General features: G+C 41.6%; 17 protein-coding genes and 1 pseudogene. 14 read left to right on the top strand and 4 right to left on the bottom strand.

What is annotated here, in order from left to right:
- Positions 1–3: 3 nt before the first annotated feature.
- On the bottom strand, positions 4–192 hold the full coding sequence (xisR, locus tag L5M11_RS07300) for an excisionase family protein (protein ID WP_014620713.1): 189 nt from the start codon (positions 190–192) through the stop codon (positions 4–6).
- A 349-nt stretch (positions 193–541) separates the two neighbouring features.
- Between xisR and L5M11_RS07295 the strand changes: the two genes are divergently transcribed.
- Positions 542–1,783 (top strand): tyrosine-type recombinase/integrase, encoded by a 1,242-nt coding sequence (locus L5M11_RS07295; RefSeq protein WP_226059046.1) that lies wholly within the window; start codon positions 542–544, stop codon positions 1,781–1,783.
- A gap of 41 nt (positions 1,784–1,824) precedes the next feature.
- Entirely contained in the window at positions 1,825–2,283 is a 459-nt protein-coding gene (locus L5M11_RS07290; RefSeq protein ID WP_107947332.1) for a 5' nucleotidase, NT5C type, read from the top strand.
- Positions 2,284–2,828: 545 nt separating this feature from the next.
- Here the strand turns inward: L5M11_RS07290 and L5M11_RS07285 are convergent.
- Positions 2,829–3,038 carry a hypothetical protein gene (locus L5M11_RS07285; RefSeq protein WP_107947334.1) on the bottom strand — a complete coding sequence of 70 codons (210 nt, stop codon included), beginning with the start codon at positions 3,036–3,038 and terminating at the stop codon, positions 2,829–2,831.
- An 816-nt stretch (positions 3,039–3,854) separates the two neighbouring features.
- On the opposite strand from L5M11_RS07285, the gene L5M11_RS07280 reads away from it, so the two are divergent.
- From L5M11_RS07280 to L5M11_RS07230, 11 genes are all read left to right on the top strand, one after another.
- Positions 3,855–4,733, top strand: coding sequence for a hypothetical protein (locus tag L5M11_RS07280; RefSeq protein ID WP_242326430.1), 879 nt, complete (start codon positions 3,855–3,857; stop codon positions 4,731–4,733).
- Positions 4,734–5,127: 394 nt separating this feature from the next.
- Positions 5,128–7,602, top strand: a complete 2,475-nt coding sequence (hsdR, locus tag L5M11_RS07275) for an EcoAI/FtnUII family type I restriction enzme subunit R (protein ID WP_242326429.1) — start codon at positions 5,128–5,130, stop codon at positions 7,600–7,602.
- Positions 7,603–7,703: 101 nt separating this feature from the next.
- Complete coding sequence (locus L5M11_RS07270; RefSeq protein WP_242326428.1) at positions 7,704–9,206, top strand: type I restriction-modification system subunit M; 1,503 nt, start codon at positions 7,704–7,706, stop codon at positions 9,204–9,206.
- On the top strand, positions 9,206–11,053 hold the full coding sequence (locus L5M11_RS07265) for a restriction endonuclease subunit S (protein ID WP_263191759.1): 1,848 nt from the start codon (positions 9,206–9,208) through the stop codon (positions 11,051–11,053). Before L5M11_RS07270 ends, L5M11_RS07265 begins: the two co-directional genes overlap by 1 nt.
- A 3-nt stretch (positions 11,054–11,056) precedes the next feature.
- Complete coding sequence (locus L5M11_RS07260; protein WP_263191758.1) at positions 11,057–12,478, top strand: DUF262 domain-containing protein; 1,422 nt, start codon at positions 11,057–11,059, stop codon at positions 12,476–12,478.
- Positions 12,468–14,408 carry a DUF262 domain-containing protein gene (locus L5M11_RS07255; RefSeq protein WP_159049131.1) on the top strand — a complete coding sequence of 647 codons (1,941 nt, stop codon included), beginning with the start codon at positions 12,468–12,470 and terminating at the stop codon, positions 14,406–14,408. Before L5M11_RS07260 ends, L5M11_RS07255 begins: the two co-directional genes overlap by 11 nt.
- Positions 14,409–14,993: 585 nt before the next feature.
- Entirely contained in the window at positions 14,994–15,329 is a 336-nt protein-coding gene (locus tag L5M11_RS07250; RefSeq protein ID WP_106649799.1) for a helix-turn-helix domain-containing protein, read from the top strand.
- Positions 15,316–16,557 carry a type II toxin-antitoxin system HipA family toxin gene (locus L5M11_RS07245; RefSeq protein ID WP_263191757.1) on the top strand — a complete coding sequence of 414 codons (1,242 nt, stop codon included), beginning with the start codon at positions 15,316–15,318 and terminating at the stop codon, positions 16,555–16,557. The genes L5M11_RS07250 and L5M11_RS07245 overlap by 14 nt, the downstream gene beginning before the upstream one ends.
- Entirely contained in the window at positions 16,558–16,989 is a 432-nt protein-coding gene (locus tag L5M11_RS07240) for a bifunctional diaminohydroxyphosphoribosylaminopyrimidine deaminase/5-amino-6-(5-phosphoribosylamino)uracil reductase RibD (protein WP_107404666.1), read from the top strand.
- A 386-nt stretch (positions 16,990–17,375) separates the two neighbouring features.
- Positions 17,376–17,663, top strand: coding sequence for a hypothetical protein (locus L5M11_RS07235; protein ID WP_263191755.1), 288 nt, complete (start codon positions 17,376–17,378; stop codon positions 17,661–17,663).
- A 497-nt stretch (positions 17,664–18,160) separates the two neighbouring features.
- The gene (locus L5M11_RS07230) at positions 18,161–19,216 is read left to right on the top strand and encodes a restriction endonuclease (protein WP_263191754.1); all 1,056 of its coding nucleotides are present in this window, start codon (positions 18,161–18,163) and stop codon (positions 19,214–19,216) included.
- A 41-nt stretch (positions 19,217–19,257) separates the two neighbouring features.
- Here L5M11_RS07230 and L5M11_RS07225 read toward each other — a convergent pair.
- Positions 19,258–19,458: pseudogene (locus L5M11_RS07225) on the bottom strand (IS4 family transposase); the annotation flags it as partial.
- A gap of 133 nt (positions 19,459–19,591) precedes the next feature.
- On the opposite strand from L5M11_RS07225, the gene L5M11_RS07220 reads away from it, so the two are divergent.
- A complete protein-coding gene (locus L5M11_RS07220) occupies positions 19,592–20,251 on the top strand; it encodes a hypothetical protein (protein WP_263191753.1) in 660 nt (219 codons plus the stop codon).
- Here L5M11_RS07220 and L5M11_RS07215 read toward each other — a convergent pair.
- Positions 20,173–20,431 (bottom strand): integrase core domain-containing protein (locus tag L5M11_RS07215; protein WP_263191752.1); only part of this gene is annotated, 259 nt, incomplete at its 5' end. The two genes, L5M11_RS07220 and L5M11_RS07215, sit on opposite strands and share 79 nt — an antisense overlap.

Genomic DNA, 20,431 nt, shown 5'->3' with positions numbered 1-20,431 from the left:
TGCTTAATTCCCTTGTTCATTGATTAATACGTCAATTGCTTCGTAGTGAAACATATTCGTACCATCGAATTTCTTGTAATGAATCCCTTTAATCAGCACCTTACGACGAATTTTGCTCTTAATTGCGTTATAAGTTAACCCTTTGTAACGTTCCAAAATTTCTGCAGTGACCCATCCTAGTTTTTGAGACATATCTTAACCTCGCATTTTGTTGGTATGAGGTTATTGTCATCGAAGTGATTTGGCTCTGAAAATTTTGATTATGCTTTCTTTGCTTTTTATTTTTGTAACCCAAGCTTCATAGTTTTTTTTATGTTGCTGATTTTTAGTTATTTTGTTTTGACTTAAGGTTTGTTGTCGAACCAGGCAACACTACTGATATTTAAAAAAAATATTTTTGAATTGACTACTTTTTAGGGCAGTTCTTGGAGTGATTATTTTGTTTAGGAAGGAATTTAAGCTGATTTCACAGTGAAGATTCCTTTTAATATCATTAATTTAAGTTAATATCAAGGTATATTTCATACTTTGGATAGACCAGATGTTAATGACAGTTGAGCAAGCGAAATTGTTTTGTAAGAAAAAAAATATTAAACATCTAGATATTCGCTCAAGTACCTGCGTCCGAATGATGTTTAAACTTAACTCAAAACTATACCGAATGGCATTGGATGATATTGAGTGCACAGAACAAGGATTGTTACGCGCATCAGTAATCGTTAGTGATTTGAAAAATATAGCTAAATATAATCATGAGCAATTTTTGAAGCAACTTGATAATTATCATTTCATTCGAGAGGAACAACTTGAAGCTAAATTATTCAATCATTACATTGACGCTTTTTTGAACGCGAAAAGGATAACGTTAGCGCCATGTACGATTAAAAACTACGAGAATAAGATTCTGACGCATATCGTGCCTCGCTTTGCAAATGATGCAGTTGATAAAATTAAGCCGTTAGATATTGAATCATGGATGAATACTAAACTAGCGTATTTGAGTAACAAAACGATTAAGGAGATTTTAAGCATTTTAAATCAGATATTTACCTTTGCGCTGTTGGATGAGGCAATATCGGTTAATCCGCTGGATAGGTTAAAATCGACTAACGTTACAAATCTCAAAGTGTTAACGCAAGTACCAGATCCATTCTTAGCCGAAGAGATAACCCAAATAGCATCAGTGGCCACAGATAGACAATCTGAAGTCAATATGATCATTTGTAATTGCTTTCTCGGTCTAAGGGTCAGTGAGTTGATGGCGTTGGCATGGGAAGATGTTGACTTAGAGAACGATACAATTCATATCTCGCGTGCAGTCGTTGAAGGCATTTACAAAAAGCCAAAAAACCTATCTAGTAACAGGCATATAGAGTTACTCCCGCAGGCAAAAACAATACTCATTGATCAGCGTGATAATTATAATTATTCTGCACTAGAAACGATTAATGTGCTTCGAGAGGACAATAAGTCTATAGAGAGGCAGCGTGTTCACTTTGTATTTTGTAATAGTAATACTAGAAAAGCATACACTTCAGATGCCCACTTGAGACAAAGATTTTATTGTTACCACTTGAAGAAAGCTGGGATTCGTTTTAGAGGGCCAAGTCAAACGCGGCATACCTTTGCATCGCACTTAATTTCGGCAGGACTACCTTTATCATGGGTTGCTCGGCAAATGGGGCATACCAGCATAAAGATGATCGAGAAACACTATGGTAAGTGGCTACCAACGCAAAAATACTGCATGAGAGAAATGGCTGAAAAAGCCTTCACGTTTTGATTTAAATGATTTAAATGATTGAAATTAATTAAGGTTAATATATGCCAAAAATCGTATATGTTGATATGGACGATGTGCTTGTAAATTATACAGAAGCTGTAACCTTTAAAAAACTCCAGAAACCTGAGCAGGCATACCCTCAAGCTGAATTGGGATTTTTCAGCTGCTTAGCCCCTAAAGTAGGTGGCATTGCTGTGATGAAAAAGATGCTCGAACATCCAGAAATTGAACCTTACATAGCCACAGCGCCAAGTTTGCAAAATCCATTGTGTTATATGGAGAAGCGTATTTGGGTAGAGCAACACTTAGGCATGGAATATGTCAGTCGTCTTATCATCATTCCGAACAAAGGATTGCTGAAGGGAGATATTCTTATCGACGACCACGTTGAAGGAAAGGGCCAAGAGTTTTTTAAGGGGGATTTGTGGCAGTTTGGTTCAATACGCTTTCCAGACTGGAGTGCTGTTGAGATTGAGTTATTTAATAACTTTCTCAGATGATGACGCCTTACTTAATAGTCAAGCTAACTGGCGAAAGTTGTTGGCTCGAAGTGGTGGTTGAGCCAGATTGATTTCGATGCGATTTAAATAAGGAAACTGCTTTAACATTTAGGCAGATTCCTTACTATGGTCACGGATTTCAGAGTTTTTTCTTATCTATTTCTTTGGCTTACATCTTTTCACAAGCACTATGCTGCCAATAATCATTAGCGCAATTGGTAGTAAAAATTCCATCATTTTTCCTTAACCGCCCTATAGGCGTCATTCACTAATTTGTCTGGTTAGTTACGTTGAGGTTTAGCAAAACCGGAACATCATGTACTTAAAACGCACCCATGGATCCTCGGGCTCGGGTGTATTTGCATAACGTCTATCATAGGCTAAAACACCGAAGGCGTACTTAATCTGCAGTATTAACGGAGGTAAAAGGCAATTCATATCCTCAGTATAGATAAACCAGCAAAAGCACATGATAGTGATAATGCTCAAAAGGACTAAAGGTATCCATTTGGCAAGTGTTTTGTCGTTTAGATGACGGCGCATAATTAGAAACCATCCCCAAATCCACTGTCGAAATCGCAGCTAAATGTGTCGTTAGGCAATGACCAAGCATCATCGCTTGTGCTGCTATTACACGCCGATGTGTCGGATTCAGTAATGCCAAATGGGTTGCCATGCACATCGACTCCTGTGTTACTTATCATAGGTGTGCCATCAATGTTTACGATCGGGCCGTTGTGATTATTGTCAGTCATGCAGTTATTCCTTTAATGTGATTAAGAGTAAAGCTCCTAAATTGACATTAATGAAAAAAAGCACTTTTTCAAGCATATTTTTCGCAATGGTGGACAATAAAAATGTTGAGTGAGTTTTGTTGTTTTTCTTTCATTTTTTATCTTGTCTCGGACTTCACACTCACATTAGTGACGACATTTTAATGCTGAGCTTGCAGGTTGGCGTTAACAGAATGTGCTTTTGACGAGCAAAAATCGGTACGATTTTCTGCGACAAAAGTGCTTGTGATAACAAGCTTTCAAGCGCGGATTTGGGCGATTACGCAGTAATGGCTCAAAGGAGCACGCGCATGTACAGCTGGTCTGTACTAACCGCATTTTAGTTTTGCCTCAGCAAAATTTAGGGGTGAATTTGGCACAAATACACCGCTAAACCCCAGACTTTTCGTGAGAAAAGTGAGCGAGACGCGAGGGGGAATAAGATGGCACATCGCCCCCTCGACGTGAGCGGCGAAAATGCGGTTAGTACAGAGCGTAGCTCGGTGCATGCGCGTCTGATGTCGTGGAGTGCTAGAACGGAGTTCGTAAGCCAGCTCTGATGACGAGTCATCAGAGCTGGCGGGCGCTTCAGGGCATCTGAGTCGTTTGCGCAGCAAGTGACTCATCAGCCAAAGGCTGGCTTGGTAGCGATGTTCATCGCTATTTTCATTCCGATAGGATGAAAGCAGTTTATCGTGATGAAAATCTGCAACTATTCAATCAAAAATATCATCAATGCGTTAAATTTGTCCCCTCGATGGCTAGTTAATTGTACCCATTTAATCAAAGGTATTTTTAATGACATCACACAGTAGCGCAAAGGATAAATCGGTCGCGAATCTTCCACTTCGATACGACCCGTTTTTGAATTTCGATATGCAATATCGACCTGGCGTAAATAACAATAAAACGGGGAAAATCCGCCGCGAGTTCACGATGAAATTGGTGGCTCGATTTGGCCTGATTTCACCGAGTAACATTGCTTGGCTCTATGGCATCAGCCATCGGCAATCTCTGGAGCATTTAAATAAGCTTGTCCAAGAGCAACTGCTTTGCCTTGTTACTACCCATCGTTCCCACGATGGCCGTGTTTATACACTCACTTACAGTGGCGCAAAATACGCCGAAGAGTTACTGAATGTTGCAGTCTATTATCGTGCAAAAGAGCATCCGGCGCTGCAAGTGAACCAGAACACTTTAATGCACGACTTAATCATGCAGTTTGTGTTGTTGAAAGGCATCCATCATCACAAGCCCAACGGTGAGCCTAATCCGCTATGGTGTGCCATGATGACTGAGCCCGAGTTTAAACGGCGTTTTACTCACAGCAGTGTGCGAAATGTGGATGGGATAGTGAGGGAGGTGGATGGAACCATTTGTGCCGTCGAAATGGAGCATTCCTTTAAGACAAAAGCCGCGCGGCAAACCATTTTATTGAAATGGCATCATGGGATAGGGCAAGGCTATTACGATAAGGTCATGCTGTTTTCTCAATCCTTGCACATTTTTAGCGACATTAAACGACTTCATGAGCAGCTCTATGATGAGCTAACCACAAGGCCTGATAAAAAGACTCGTCAGCCTTTATTAACCGCGCAAGATGCGGCATCACTTAAGCAACGAATTATCTATCGTACTCTGCTGTGTGATGAACTCACCGAACGGTTTTATCGCTAGCAAACAATCTCTAATTTCCAAAAACGACAAAAGGCACCTAAGTGCCTTTTGAAGGGTATACAAAGATTTTACAATGCATTACCAGTAGATGAAGTCGGCTGCACACTTTGGTACTGCCATCTGAAATAATAATTTTTATTATTTCAGCCTGTTAAGGCTTCATTGTGAGGTCGTCCCTGTTCCCCACATTGATAAGTAAGCACATCCTCGGGCAAATTAATCAGTTAATTGAATATTTATGATGAAATGTCCACGTTATTTGGTTTTGATGTAAAACACAAAATAAGATAATTACAGGGTAATTGCTGTTCTAACCCTAGGTTACTTAAGGGCTTTGTGGCAAACTCAATAATCAGAATATTCGGTTATCTATCTAGAGGGAATTGGATTAGTAATGGTCAACCATAACGCGAGCATCAATAAAGCAAAGTTAACCGAAACAGACATCATCACAAAGTTCATCATGCCTGCGGTAAAAAATGCGGGTTGGGATGATATGACGCAAATTCGCCAGGAGGTGAAGTTACGTGATGGTAAGGTGATTGTTCGGGGTCAAATGGGCATGCGCACAACGGTTAAGTCAGCCGACATTGTGCTCTACCATAAACCGAGTATGCCGCTGGCGGTGATTGAGGCTAAAGCGAATAAGCATGAAGTCGGTAAGGGCATACAACAAGCACTCGATTATGCTCATTTGCTCGATGTTCCCTTTGTGTTTGCCTCTAACGGCGATGGTTTTATCTTCCACGACAAGACCAAACTAGGCACCCCAGAGGCTCACAACCTTGAATCCGAAATCCGTTTAGAAGATTTTCCTAGTCCTGAAGAACTCTGGGCAAAATATTGTATTTGGAAAGGTTATACCGCAGCGCAGTTACCTATCATTAACGAAGCCTATTACGATGACGGCACGGGTAAGCACCCGCGTTATTATCAGTTGCAAGCCATCAATAAAACCGTTGAAGCTATCTCATCGGGTAAAGATCGGGTATTGCTGGTGATGGCAACGGGCACAGGTAAAACCTATACAGCGTTTCAAATCATTTGGCGGTTATGGAAATCCCGCGCCAAGAAACGCATCTTATTCCTCGCTGACCGTAATATTTTGGTCGATCAAACTCGCATAAACGATTTTCAGCCCTTTGGCACATCGATGACCAAAATTACTGGCCGCACAGTCGATCCTGCTTATGAAATCCATCTAGCACTTTATCAAGCACTGACTGGCCCTGATGAGAGTCAAAAAGCGTTTAAACAAGTCGCTCCAGACTTTTTTGACCTGATCATTATTGATGAATGTCATCGTGGCAGTGCCAGTGACGACAGCGCTTGGCGCGAAATTCTGGAGTATTTCAGCAGTGCCGCACAAGTGGGCTTAACCGCAACACCAAAAGAAACCGATGAGGTCTCTAATTCTGATTATTTTGGCGATCCGCTTTACACCTATTCGCTCAAAGAAGGTATCGACGATGGTTTCTTAGCGCCTTATAAAGTGGTTCGTGTGGATATTGATGTGGACTTACAAGGCTGGCGACCTACAAAGGGCCAAATCGACAACAATGGCGAAGTGATCGAAGACAGGATCTATAACCAAAAAGACTTTGACCGCACTATGGTGATTGATGAGCGTACTCAGTTGGTGGCCGAAACCATCACGAACTACCTTAAACGCACCGATCCTATGGGTAAAACCATTGTTTTTTGCAACGATATTGATCATGCCGAACGGATGCGACGCGCACTTGCCAATCTTAACCCTGAGCAAATGGCGAAAAATGACAAATACGTTATGAAGATCACGGGTGATGATGAACTCGGCAAAGCCCAGCTGGATAACTTCATCAACCCTAAAAAGGCCTATCCGGTTATTGCGACCACCTCAGAACTCATGACCACAGGTGTCGATGCGAAAACCTGTAAGTTAGTGGTGCTCGATCAAAATATTCAATCCATGACCAAATTTAAGCAGATCATCGGTCGCGGCACTCGAATAGATGATAAATACAATAAGTTATGGTTTACCATTCTGGATTTCAAAAAGGCAACCGAGTTATTTGCCGACGAACGTTTTGATGGTACCCCTGAAAAAATCATTAAAGTGACGCCTGAAGACATTGAAGATGAAGACGTGGATATTGATGCCGCTGATGATGAACCAAACGAGGAAGATGTTCAGGGGGACATTCAAGATGAGCAACAAGGCGAAGGCCAAGACAACACCAAAAATGATCCTCAAGGCGATGGCCAGGATAATGATAAATGGGATGAAAGTGAATGGGACGAAGGCGAAACCCGTAAGGTCAACAAGTACCGCGTATCTGGCGTGACAGTCAGCAAAGTTGCCGAGCGGGTGCAGTATTATGACAGCGACGGCAAACTGGTCACTGAATCCTTTAAGGATTACACCCGTAAAACCATGGCGAAACAGTTCAGCTCCCTTGATGAGTTTGTCAGGCGTTGGAATGACGCCGACCGTAAACAAGCGGTCATCGATGAGCTGGCGCAAGAGGGGATTATTTGGTCAGCACTTGAGGATGAAGTGGGCAAAGACATGGATCCCTTCGATATGATTTGCCATGTCGTGTACGACCAACCGCCGTTAACCCGTGCCGAGCGCGCCTCAAACGTTAAAAAACGCAATTATTTCACTAAATATTCCGACACGGCCCAAGCCGTACTCGAGAATTTATTGGTAAAATACGCCGATGTGGGCGTGCAAGAAATTGAAAATCTGCAAGTGCTTAAAGTTCAGCCATTTAATGATATAGGCAGTTTAAGTGACATCATCAAAAAAGGCTTTGGTGGCAAACCCCAATACGAACAAGCCATTAGTGAGTTAGAAGCCGAAATCTACCAAATTGCACAATAATCAGCCTAATAAGCAGGTTAGATAATGCCGTGCGTGCTTTGGTGCGTTTTACTTACAACTAAAAAATAAGCGTTAAGCATTAAAAACGAAAAGAGAAATTTATGTCTATCAGTTCAGCCGTTAAATCCATTCAAGACATTATGCGTAAAGATGCCGGCGTCGATGGCGATGCCCAGCGACTAGGCCAAATGTCTTGGTTACTGTTCTTAAAAGTATTCGATGCCCAAGAAGAGCAGTTAGAGCTAGAACTCGATGATTACAGTACACCTATCCCGAGTGATTTTTTATGGCGTAATTGGGCTGCCGATAACGAAGGGATCACAGGTGACGAGCTGCTTGAATTTGTGAATGATGAGATATTCCCTGATCTTAAAAATCTCACCGCCCCGATAGATAAAAATCCCCGCGGTTATGTGGTAAAAGCGGCGTTTTCAGATGCCTTTAACTACATGAAAAACGGCACGCTACTGCGTCAAGTCATCAATAAACTCAATGAAATCGACTTTACCGACTCAAAAGAGCGGCATTTGTTTGGTGATTTGTACGAGCAAATCTTAAAAGACTTACAAAGCGCGGGTAATGCAGGCGAGTTCTATACTCCGCGTGCCATCACCAAGTTTATTGTGGCCGTAACAGACCCAAAACTTGACGAGTCGATTATGGATCCGGCCTGTGGCACCGGCGGCTTTTTGGCCTGTGCCTTTGATCATGTTAAAGCCAATTACGTCAAGACAGCGGATGATCACCAAACTCTGCAACAGCAAATTCATGGGGTAGAGAAAAAGCAATTACCGCACTTACTGTGTACCACCAACATGATGCTGCACGGTATTGAAGTGCCGGTACAAATTAAACACGGCAATACCTTAAACAAACCGTTATCAAGCTGGGATGAAGATATCGATGTCATCATCACCAACCCGCCTTTTGGCGGCACCGAAGAGGACGGGATTGAAAAAAACTTCCCTAGCGAGTTCCAAACCCGCGAAACTGCCGACTTATTCCTGCAGCTGATTATCGAAGTGCTTGCCCCTGCAACAAATGGCAAGGGCGGCCGCGCAGCCGTGGTATTGCCCGATGGCACCTTGTTTGGTGAAGGCGTTAAAACCAAAATTAAAAAAATGCTGCTCGAAGAATGTAATCTGCACACCATAGTGCGTTTACCTAACGGCGTATTTAATCCTTACACTGGCATTAAAACCAATATCCTGTTTTTCACTAAGGGCACGCCGACTAAACATGTCTGGTTTTACGAGCATCCCTACCCAGCAGGGGTGAAAAACTACAACAAAACCAAGCCCATGAAGTTCGAAGAGTTTGAGACAGAACTCGCGTGGTGGGGCGATGAAGCCGATGGTTTTGCAGCGCGGGTCGAAAACGAGCAAGCGTGGAAAGTCTCCATCGACGACATTATTGCCCGTAACTACAACCTTGATATTAAAAACCCCCATGTGGGCGAGGTGGTAAGTCACGATCCGCAAACCTTGTTAGCCGATTACGCTAAACAACAAGCGGATATTCAAGCCTTGCGTGACCAACTCAAAGGCATCTTGTCTGCGGCATTATCTTCCCCTACACAATTATCAGACGGTGAGGGCAAGTAATGGCTGATTTATCCATACCAAACGCTCACGATCGCAATATCGAATCTTCGCCAACGTCTGAAAATTTAATTACCACGCACCTTGATATTTGGACGACCGCCATTGAGCAAAAGTCCTCAGCAGGCCGCGGTAGTTCTAATAAATTTTCGCTTTATGGCATTAAAAAACTGCGTGAATTGATTTTAGAACTCGCCGTGCGCGGTAAGTTAGTGCCACAAGACGCGAACGATGAACCCGCGTCAGTATTGCTAGAACGCATTGCTGCTGAAAAAGCGCAATTGGTGAAGGAGGGCAAGCTTAAAAAGCAAAAGCCGTTGCTTGAGATTGGTGAGGATGAAAAGCCGTTTGAATTGCCGGAAAGTTGGCTTTGGGTTCGATTAAATGAAATTGCTGATTATAATGGTAGGCCAAATATTGACCCAGTGAAAATTGATAATGAAACTTGGTTATTAGATTTAGAAGATATTGAGAAAGATACCTCAAAATTAATTTATCGAGCTAAATATTCTGAGCGTGATTCTAAATCTAGCAAGTCCACCTTTAAAAAAGGTGATGTTTTATATGGGAAATTACGTCCGTATTTAAACAAGGTTATTGTTGCTGATGATGATGGTATTTGTACTACAGAGATTGTTGCAATTGTACCAAGTGAAGCTATTTATGCAGAATTTTTAAAATATTTATTAAAGTCACCAACGTTTTTAAATTATGTAAATTCATTAATGTATGGCGTTAAGATGCCAAGACTGGGGACTGAAGATGCTTTACAAAGTGTGCACTCTTTACCTCCACTCAAAGAACAACACCGCATTGTCGCTAAAGTCGATGAGTTGATGAGCTTGTGTGACGCCCTTGAAGCGCAAACCGAAGCGAGCATTGCGGCACACCAAACCTTAGTTGAAACCCTGCTCAATGCGCTGCTACTGCCACAAACGGCTGCTAATACTGCAAGTCAATCTAATGTCAGTCTTGAACGGCCTTTTACAAATAGCTTTGTTAAGGATTGGCAACGTGTTGCCGAGCACTTCGACACCTTATTCACTACTAGCGCCAGCATCGACACGCTAAAACAAACTATCCTCCAACTTGCCGTGATGGGTAAGCTAGTAAAACAAGACCCTAATGACGAACCTGCAGCCAAACTACTTGCGCGTATCGCCAAAGAAAAAGCCCAGCTGATCAAAGAGGGGAAAATCAAAAAGCAGAAACCACTGCCCGCCATCACCGACGAAGAAAAACCGTTTGAATTACCGCAAGGGTGGGAGTGGGTAAGGTTTGCATCTATGTCTGATGAGATTGCAACTGGCCCATTTGGTTTAATGATTCATAAGCGAGATTATATAGAAAATGGGGTGCCCCTGATTAATCCGTCACATATGATTAATTCCAAAATAAAAGAAGATTTGGCGATCACAGTAAATAAAGATAAAGCTAATGAACTTAGTTCATACAAGCTTTTTGAAAATGACATTGTAATGGCAAGAAGAGGCGAAATGGGGCGATGTGCACTTGTCACTAAGCGTGAGGAAGGTTGGCTTTGTGGAACTGGTAGCTTTGTGTTGCGGTTTAATCACATTCTCTCAAGAGAATATATACTCTTAATGTTTAAGACTAATTATGTATTTAAATATCTATGTGGTGAATCAATCGGTACCACTATGACAAATTTGAATCATAGTATTTTGAATAAAATGCCATTACTACTACCTTCCGTTGCAGAACAACACCGCATCGTCGCTAAAGTCGATGAACTAATGGCACTTTGCGACCAACTCAAAGTCCGTTTAGCGGATGCGCAAATCACCCAACTGCACCTCACCGACGCCATCGTCGAACAGGCCGTTTAAACGATGGCAATTATTAACAAGGATGTGATCGCCGTTAAAGGCATTATGGAAATGGCGTTGGAGATCCCTGATTACCAGCGCCCCTATAAATGGCAAGCTGAGCATGTCAATCAGCTATTCGATGATGTGATGCATCATAGTGAACAGGCAGCCTATCGACTAGGCACTCTGGTGTTATGTCGCGAGCAACATAGTGGGAAGTTTGATATCGTTGATGGTCAGCAACGTTTACTCACTTTGACGCTGTTCATTGATGCCTTGTATCGGGAATTAGCACTAACATCATCAGCAACATCAAGAGCAACGTCATCAACTTCTGCAACATCAAGATCAACGCCGCGACCGCTTAAGTTGGGTTTACTGTCTACCCAATTTAGCTCACCTGAAAGTATCAAAAACCTGTCGCATAATGCGGCGCTATTGCAGAGTCGGGTGCGGCGCTTAACCTTTGACGAGCAAAATAAACTACTCGGATTTTTGTTGGGGCAATGTGAGCTCATTTGTATCACCTTGGATAACCTCAGCGAAGCATTTCAGTTTTTTGACTCACAAAATGCCCGTGGTAAGCCACTTGCGCCCTATGATTTACTGAAAGCTTATCATCTGCGTGAGATAGGTATTCAAGACAAACATGCTGAGGCGGGGTGTGTTGAGGCATGGGAATTAGCAGCAACGTCTGTTGAAAATAATCAACCTTCACTGTTACAAGTTGTAATGTCTAATCACCTTTACCGCCTGCGCCGATGGGCTCGCGGGCAATCTGGGCGCACATTTACGAATCAAGAGATTGAGGTGTTTAAAGGGGTTAACCTTGCCGATACAGTATTCCCCTTTGTTGATCGTTTCAGGGCCGCTAATTATGCCGTGGATCTCTACAACGCGGATCCCGCGCGGCATTGGGATTTGAACCAACGTCATTTCCCATTTCAGATTGATCAAATCATGGTTAATGGTCGACGTTTTTTTGAATATATTCATTATTACATCGCGCTACATCACCGTTTGTTTGTACAAGTTCATCCCGTCTTAGAGCCTGTACTTGAGGTGCTTAATCATTATCCGGGAAAACATCGAACCGGTGATGGTTATGTCCGCAACTTGTTTGAATGTGCCGTGCTCTTTTATGTTGATAAGTTCGGTGAGCATTCTCTTGAACAAGTGGTGTGGTTGTGTTTTTTCTGGAGTTACCGCATCAGGCTTACTCATCATACTGTTCAGCTTATCACCGTTGATAATGCTGGCAGTGGGCAAGGTAAGTTTGATGCAGGGCTGATCCAAGTGATTGCTAATGCGCTGCATCCTAAAGAAGTATTGTCATTTATGGTGCCAATGTTAAGCGCTAACGATCTAGATGGTAATCAAACACAAGTTGAAGATTTACTCGAATGCTTCAAAGCGAAAAGGTATTTTATTGATGCCCAATAATCCAGATATTACCCCGTTGACTGTGGCTGAGCTGTTCAGCCAAGGACATTATTTTATCCCTATTTATCAGCGTAACTACGCTTGGGGCGAGCCTGAAGTTAGACAGTTACTGCAAGATATTCTTGATGAATCGCGTAGAGCTAAAAACAGTCGTCATCCAGCAAGCCAGTATTACATTGGTAGTTTAGTTGTCGATAAAAGGGGCGAAGGTCAGTTTGAGACGATTGACGGTCAACAGCGCCATACCACTTTGTGTGTGGTGTTATCTGCATTAAAAAACGAGTTTGCTGATAGCATAAATCAGCAAAGTTGTTTAAACGTTAAAGCAACCGAAGATACACCTTTTCAAAAGCTTAGCTCGCTATCGCTTAATTTATCATTTACCAATCGTAAACGGTCGACCAGTACGTTAGCCTTATTAGCACAGGGGATAACGACTGGCTGTGAACAGGCCTCTATGCATGGGGCTTATGATGTTGCGGTTCGTTTTTTTGAAGAGCATAAGCAGGAGTTATGCACTCTCACGGATTATTTGTTGAACAATGTGGTTATTTTGCGCGTTGCCGTTCCTAAAGGAACCGATCTTAACCATTATTTTGAGATTATGAATAACCGAGGTGAGCAACTTGAAAAGCACGAGGTGCTTAAAGCTAGGCTGATGCGGCCTCTGGGTATCGATGAACGTAAAGTGTTTTCGACGATTTGGGATGCCTGTGCCAGTATGGACAGATATGCTCAACTCGGTTTTGAGAAAAGTTTGCGCTGCACCTTGTTTGGCGCTAACTGGGATCAACATCCTGTTGATTTTGAATCAATCAGGCAAGAAATGGTGAACTCTGATAGCCCAGCGCCATTAGTTAGCTTGGAAGAGATAGTTCAACATCCAGTATTGCAAGACAAGAAAGAAAACCCAGTTAATGACGATTCTGAACAATATGCTTCAATTATTAGTTTTCCTAACTTTTTACTGCACGTGTTGCGCATTACCCATGTAAGCCATATTGATACGGATGTGCCATTAGACGATAAGCGGTTATTGCTCGCGTTTGAGCGGTTTAGCAATCGTACTGATGAGGATATAGCAACGTTTTCCCGTGAATTTGTCATGAATTTGCTAAGATGTCGGCTATTGTTTGATCGTTATATTATTAAGCGAAAAAATGATCTCGACTGGAGTTTGGAACAGTTAAAACCGAATGAAACAAGGCATCATTATGTTTCCAGTGGTGGCGATTTTAATCAACAGTTGATTATGCAGTTGTCTATGTTCCATGTTTCCTTTCCTACACAGGTGTATAAACACTGGTTAAGTGCGGTGTTGTATTATTTGCTAAAGCAGCATCAACTCGGTGAGTTTCGCATTAGTCAATACCCTGCTTTTTTAGATCAGTTGAGTAATAAATTTTTCTATGGTCGTTTTGGCAAGCAACCCATTGAGTATTTTGATATTTGTTTTGAAGATGTTATGCCAGAAAACGACTTTGATCATCATAACCTCAAATTAGGAACGCATATCCAGAATTTTATTTTTAATCGCCTAGATTATCGCTTGTGGCGTAAATTGAAAGATGGTCATGAGTTTGATGTCGATATGGACTTTGTAAAGTCATTTTTAGATAAGTTCCGTTTTACTTTTAGAACGTCAGTGGAACATTATTTTCCGCAGCATCCCATAGCGGGTGAACCGATGGACGAGTCGATACTCCATAGCTTTGGTAATTTATGTTTGATCAGCCATAGCGATAATTCCAAATTTAGTAATAACGATCCCGCCACCAAAAAAAATCAGGTAAAGGATAAGTTGAACCGAGAACAATTGGCTGAAAGCCTCAAGCTGGTCTTTATGATGAGTTATGAACACTGGGATCCAGAAAATCAACCAGCGATGATTCAACACGAAAAGATGATGGTTGATGTCCTATGTTCTTAGAGGGTTTATTTACGCTGAGATGAGATACGAAGTGGTTTAAGCTTACTTAATTGCTGTAAGCGAATCTTTCTCGATCAATTCAATGGATCATGTTTACCTTTACTGATGTTTATCTTAAGAATTTAGCGTGAGTGCACTTTTTTAGGCGTAACGAAAATGGTTGAATGAGTTAACCTTGTTCGCTGCTGGGATTAAGTGAATTTTGTTAGTTAAGTGACACTCAGCATGTTCCTCAAAAAGTGATTTACTGATGCTAATGCTTAAGTGCTGTCCTTTAATATCGCGATGAAGATAGATATATCAGCTGAAAATTGTAGCTTGGAAAATATCCAGAAGTGGATTGATGCCTTAAAACGTTTTTCCCCGAAGCGTGTTAAACCAATCACTCAATAAAGAGTTCAGATTGGATCTCTGTTGTTCATTTACTGCAGTCTCAACGACTGTTTACTTAGTAAAATACAGTTTACTTTTAAACGATTACGGTAAAGTAGTATTTACCAATCTGACTTGGCCTATTATTTTGACATTTGGGTTTTGGTAAATTATTGTTTACTCTAACTGGTTTATGGTGAAGAGTAATTTTCTATGGGAAGGAATAAAATTCAAGTTGGCACTGTTGCTAGTGCTGCACTAGCTCATTTCGCCACTCTGCTTTCAATCCAGCGTAAGGAAAAGAAAATCACAGTAGAAGAGCTGTGTTCACGAGTTGGGGCATCTAAGCCCACTATGATAAAGATTCTTAAGGGTGATCCGTCTGTAAGTATCGGACTTTACTTCGAAACTGCTTGGGTGTTAGGTGTTTCCTTATTTGAACCCGATGAAAATCGGTTTGCTATTAAACATAAAACAAATGCGAAAATAGAAGCACTGCTGCCTAATCGAGTGAGAAGGAAAAAGGTAATTTTGGATGACGACTTCTAGTAACCAATGCTTCGTTTGGAAATGGCTTAGAGGACGTTCAGAACCTGTGGTAGCCGGTAGACTCACTATTGATGAATCTGGCCAACATTTTACCTATGGTCAGTCTTACTTGAAGCGTCCAGATGCAGAGCCAATTTACTCACATGAATTACCGCTTTCTGCTGGTACTATGCAGCCAGTTCAAGGTATGTCTATATTCTCATGCTTGCGTGATGCAGCTCCTGATGCTTGGGGACGTAGGGCCATTATTTCTCGGCTGATGAGCAAAAGCTACGATGCTGAGTTTAACGAAATGACGTATTTGATGCATTCTGCTTCAGACCGGATCGGTTCTCTCGACTTTCAAGATTCAGCCACTGAGTATGTTGATCGTTCTACTGATGCAGCCACGCTTGAAGAGTTATACCTGGTGTCTGAAATCGTCGCTCAAGGTAAGAAAATCCCGTTGGATTTGGATAGAGCACTTATGCATTGTACATCGCTGGGAGGTGCTCGTCCGAAAGCGATGATCACTGGTGGCGAAGCTAAGTATATTGCTAAGTTTTCATCCCAAAATGATACTTATGATGTTGTCTATTCAGAATACGTAGCCATGAAGTTAGCTAAGTTAGCCGGACTCAATGTGGCCGAAGTTGTATTAAAAAAAGCATTAGGCAAAGATGTTCTTCTTGTTAAACGATTCGATAGAGAGTTGATTGGTGGTATTTGGTGTCGTCGCTCTATGGTGTCCGGACTGACAGTTTTAGGCTTAGATGAAGCATGGGCTAGCGAGGCTTCTTATGTAGACCTAGTAAACGTTATGAAGCAGTATTGCATTGCATTTGCCTCTGATAGCCAAGAGCTATTTGCACGGATGGTATTTAACGTGCTGATTGGCAATACGGATGACCATGCTCGCAATCACGCTTTCTTTGTCGAAGGGGATAAAATATCTCTATCACCTGCTTATGATATTTGTCCACAAATCCGTAGCGGTGGGGAGGCAAATCATGGAATGAAGCTCTTCGACAATTCAAATTTGTCTCTGTTATCACTTTGTCTGAAAGCAGCACCAAGCTTCAATATTAAGGCCGAAAAAGCAGAAGAAATTATTAGATCGCAAATTAATACGATTATTCAAGAGTTTGAATCCGTGTGTAACGAAGTAGATGTCCCTGAAGTAACGCGAAAGTTACTTTTCAAACGTGTGATATTGAATGGCTACATATTCAATGAAATGGAACTTTAGATCAATCTAGACAAGGCATTTATGCTTAAAGCATTGGAAGTATCTCGGGCTGCTCTGCCTGAGTGCCAACCTAATCCTCCGGTAGGTTGCGTTCTCGTTCTAGGCGGGCAAGTCATTGCCGAAGGATTCACACAGAAAATTGGTGGCAACCATGCTGAGGTCGAAGCGATTAGTGCTTATGATGGCCCTATGGAAGAAGTGACTGCATATGTCACTCTTGAGCCATGTTCATTTGTTGGCAGAACTCCGGCATGTTCTTCTGTAATCATTAAATCAGGAATTAAGAGAGTTGTAGTTGCTATTCTAGATCCTGATGAAAGGAACAATGGAAAGGGTCTTTATGCTCTAGAGAAAGAGGGCATAAAAGTTGATATTGGTATCGCTTCAAGAGAAGTTAGTGAATTTTTGTATCCTTATCTTGGAAAGTCATAATTAACCTCGCATAAGTTCCAGGCGAGGACGGTGATGTATTACAGGATTTTGCCTCCCAAATGGGCTAGTTGGTTAACTCATTTATGCCCCATTCCCTGTTTCGCATGACTGAACTAGCTCTGCTTGGTACTGGACTGTTGACCCAATTTTAGTAATGCTACAAAGTGTCTACGATTTTTGTGGCGATTCAGAAGATTAAGTAAACCAGAGTGTTAATATACTTGGTGTTAAATGGCGAACAAACTTGGGATTGGGAAATGAATACGCTAAAAGCCGTTCACTATTGGACTACCTTAGTTGTGATATATATAAAGTTTCACAGTCGGGAAATACAATAGAATCATCTATGATGCGTGGGAATTGGATTCCAAGGTAGGGGTAGCACTATGAATTTCAGAGATAGATTGTTAAAAGCAATTCCGATTATAGCTACATGGTCTTTTAATTTTTTAATAGCCGTTCTCAAGATTTCAGTTGAGATATTAGTCTCTTTTTTCATGGTGCTAGGGACGTTAATTGCAATGTCTAGTTCTGGCCAGTCAGATGACGATGATGAAGATGAATTTATTAGTAAACACTCGAATGGTATTGGCGGTGTCAAAATTGATAAAAAAAGCTATAGCGAGAATCAGGCACGATCTGACTACCAAAGTGGCAAGTTTTGGGATAAATGACCACTTCTTTTAGCTAGGTAACTAACGTATGGATAGCATCTACCAATCTTTAGACAGCTTTATCATTGGTGCTCTATGGGGGACTGTCGAAGAGTAATAAAGTATCACACTGATATGGCGGTTTTAGCTGGATGTTCGTCGCTATCTTTGATTCTAAGCTGCCCCATTTCTCGTTAGCACAATGACCTCTAGCTAACTCCAACATCAAAACATTGATCCAATTTTAGTAATACTACAGAGCTCTGGCCTTATCAGTTTTATCCAACCGCAATCACGTGAGCCAATGAGAAAGGTAAAACGATATTAAGTGATTACCCATCAAACTGTATAAAAAACCGCTACCGCAAAAAAGCAATTTCCTATAGCATCATTTATACCAAATTACTTGGATGTGGCAGCGGCCAAGTCCAACAAGCGATTTATGCCCCTCAAACAGCGCAGCGCATAAATACTAAGACGTTAGGTTAAAAAATTGCACAGCATCAAGGATGTAATGAATGGCAAATATTTCTCAAGTTAGAGGGGCACTTTTAGAAGAAGCGGTTTTGTATCTTCTTGAGAAATTTGGTTACAAAACCATCGAGTCTGTTCCTGCGCATCGAGATGAAAGTATTCGAGGTGGACATTCCGGACTCGAAGTAAGAGGGCGCGGTTCTTGGCATCAGATTGATGCATTAGCTTCTTTTAGCTCATCACCAGCTTTCATGTATCCGCTCCGCCTTATGGTGGAGGCCAAATGTTATCAGCAACATCGAACTGTTGGGATAGAAGTAGTTCGTAATGCAGTGGGCGTATTGAAGGACATATCTGAAAACTATTTTTCAGTCCCTAGTGGCGGAGCAGATGTCCAAGTGCCGCGATTCAATTACCATTCAGCAATATTCTCCACTTCAGGCTACACAAGCGGTGCTATTGACTACGCGCTAGCTCATCAAGTTTTTCTTATTCAATACGAAAGCGTCCCAGTAATAAGGCCACTAATTGATGCGATCATGCAGTTCGATGAAAACTGCATTACTCGACTAGGAAAAAACTCTATATCGGAGGTACGTAAGCGATATCGTAGCGTCATTAGGGAGCAAACGTATGAAATGGATATGTCGCAGTTTATCAGCCGACCAGGTATTGAACTGATAAATGGGGCACTTGTTGATTCGTTAGCGCGAATTCAGGGATCATACTTCGGGATGCTGCAGGGCCGATGGCCACTACACCTACTAACCTCAACGCAGCTATCTCCTATGGCTTTTATTTCGGATACCGTTCGTTGTCATGTAACTGGCTACGAGACAGGTGAATGGAAATTTACACCTGCAGAATTTCAGAAAAATCAAGATGGCTGGTTTGAGCTTGAATTTAACCTTCCCGAAGGCATAGCGAACCTTGTGGCTGAAAATTGGGAAGATCGAGAAGCGGTTGCAAACATTAAGCAACAACACTTCTCATATATCGATTTATCAGGCCAAATTGGAGGTATCCAAAGAAGTGTTCGCCTTGAACTAGATCAGGAATGGATAAATGGCTATATCAGAAGGCTGCGTCGGAGAACCTAATAAGTCAATTAACTTCGCGCCTACGGCGCCGGACGCTTTAGATTTCCGAGCAGTCGGTCAATACGCTTGATATTGTGTTTTGGTGCAACGTTACCCGTTATGTTCCGTCCTAACTGGGTTAACGAGAGTTGATTGCCATCCAGTAAAGATTCAGTAGCAACCATCAGAGAATTAAGGCGTTTTTGGTGTATTTGAGGGCATTGTTTTTTGAGTAAATCGTGTAATATGTCGATATCACGCATGATGTTGGATCTAGTAGGTTTTTGGCGAAATTGATTAGATCAAACAGTATCATGCGTGTCTACTTATTTGAATCCCATCGAATTTATCTGGGGATTCGCTAGATGGCGGCATTATGCAATTAAAGAGGGTTTGATGAATTTTGGCAGTATTGTTTCTTATCTCAAGAAGCATCCATTATTAGTGGTTACATTTTCAGCACTATCTTGTGCTTTTATTGGTTTCTGGCTCGAATACACATTGTTATCTAATTTCGGGCTAAATATTGGTACATTTGCATCAATAGATTACTTTCTTCTCGCTGGAGTTTCTTCTCCAAAAGTCCTTCTAATATTTTCTGGTTTGGTAGTGACCAATTATCTGAAGATTAAACTATTAACGGATCATTTTCCTGATGCTAAGGAAGTACATGCCAAGTGGCGCATAATCATTTCTGTAGCATTAATAGGTGTCGCTGGTAGTTTTATATACAAAAATTCAGAAGACAAGTTTAAAGAAATTACTACATCTCCTAAGCAGTTTGTAGATGTTACTCTTCGCACAAACAATGCATCATTGAGTCCTATTAGTAAGGACTTTACACTAATCACTGCAACGGACGCATTTATGCTTTTTTATCAACATTCTACGTCGGCAGTAATAGCAACTCCGATTGAAAATATTTCTGCTGTTAGTGTCTTTCTAGCGAATGCTGTTAGTGATGTACCATGTAGTGGTCAACTAAATTTGGCCACGGTTTTAGAATCTTCCCAAAATCTTCGCTCTGATTCATTTGGGCTTAATCCTGCATTATAATGATGTGGCCTGACTTGGCTGTAATAGCCAATAATATAATCAGTCACATCTTGTTTAGCTTCAATAAAACTCTTATAGCCTTGCGTTGGCACCCATTCCGTTTTTAAACTCCTGAAAAATCGCTCCATTGGCGCATTATCCCAGCAGTTACCTCGACGGCTAGCAGTTACCTCGACGGCT

The organism is Shewanella sp. SM87, from assembly GCF_025653705.1.
Classification (GTDB): domain Bacteria; phylum Pseudomonadota; class Gammaproteobacteria; order Enterobacterales; family Shewanellaceae; genus Shewanella; species Shewanella oncorhynchi.
The sequence above is the reverse complement of the archived record's forward strand: the minus strand, read 5'-3'. Positions and strand labels throughout refer to the sequence as shown.

Bases quoted from the DNA above. Each gene is read 5' to 3' on its own strand.
- L5M11_RS07250 (WP_106649799.1), top strand. From the start codon at position 14,994: ATGGGAAGGAATAAAATTCAAGTTGGCACTGTTGCTAGTGCTGCACTA.
- L5M11_RS07270 (WP_242326428.1), top strand. From the start codon at position 7,704: ATGTCTATCAGTTCAGCCGTTAAATCCATTCAAGACATTATGCGTAAA.
- L5M11_RS07285 (WP_107947334.1), bottom strand. From the start codon at position 3,038: ATGACTGACAATAATCACAACGGCCCGATCGTAAACATTGATGGCACA.
- L5M11_RS07220 (WP_263191753.1), top strand. From the start codon at position 19,592: ATGAATTTTGGCAGTATTGTTTCTTATCTCAAGAAGCATCCATTATTA.
- L5M11_RS07290 (WP_107947332.1), top strand. From the start codon at position 1,825: ATGCCAAAAATCGTATATGTTGATATGGACGATGTGCTTGTAAATTAT.
- L5M11_RS07260 (WP_263191758.1), top strand. From the start codon at position 11,057: ATGGCAATTATTAACAAGGATGTGATCGCCGTTAAAGGCATTATGGAA.
- L5M11_RS07235 (WP_263191755.1), top strand. From the start codon at position 17,376: ATGAATTTCAGAGATAGATTGTTAAAAGCAATTCCGATTATAGCTACA.
- L5M11_RS07265 (WP_263191759.1), top strand. From the start codon at position 9,206: ATGGCTGATTTATCCATACCAAACGCTCACGATCGCAATATCGAATCT.
- xisR (WP_014620713.1), bottom strand. From the start codon at position 192: ATGTCTCAAAAACTAGGATGGGTCACTGCAGAAATTTTGGAACGTTAC.
- hsdR (WP_242326429.1), top strand. From the start codon at position 5,128: ATGGTCAACCATAACGCGAGCATCAATAAAGCAAAGTTAACCGAAACA.
- L5M11_RS07255 (WP_159049131.1), top strand. From the start codon at position 12,468: ATGCCCAATAATCCAGATATTACCCCGTTGACTGTGGCTGAGCTGTTC.
- L5M11_RS07230 (WP_263191754.1), top strand. From the start codon at position 18,161: ATGGCAAATATTTCTCAAGTTAGAGGGGCACTTTTAGAAGAAGCGGTT.
- L5M11_RS07280 (WP_242326430.1), top strand. From the start codon at position 3,855: ATGACATCACACAGTAGCGCAAAGGATAAATCGGTCGCGAATCTTCCA.
- L5M11_RS07245 (WP_263191757.1), top strand. From the start codon at position 15,316: ATGACGACTTCTAGTAACCAATGCTTCGTTTGGAAATGGCTTAGAGGA.
- L5M11_RS07295 (WP_226059046.1), top strand. From the start codon at position 542: ATGTTAATGACAGTTGAGCAAGCGAAATTGTTTTGTAAGAAAAAAAAT.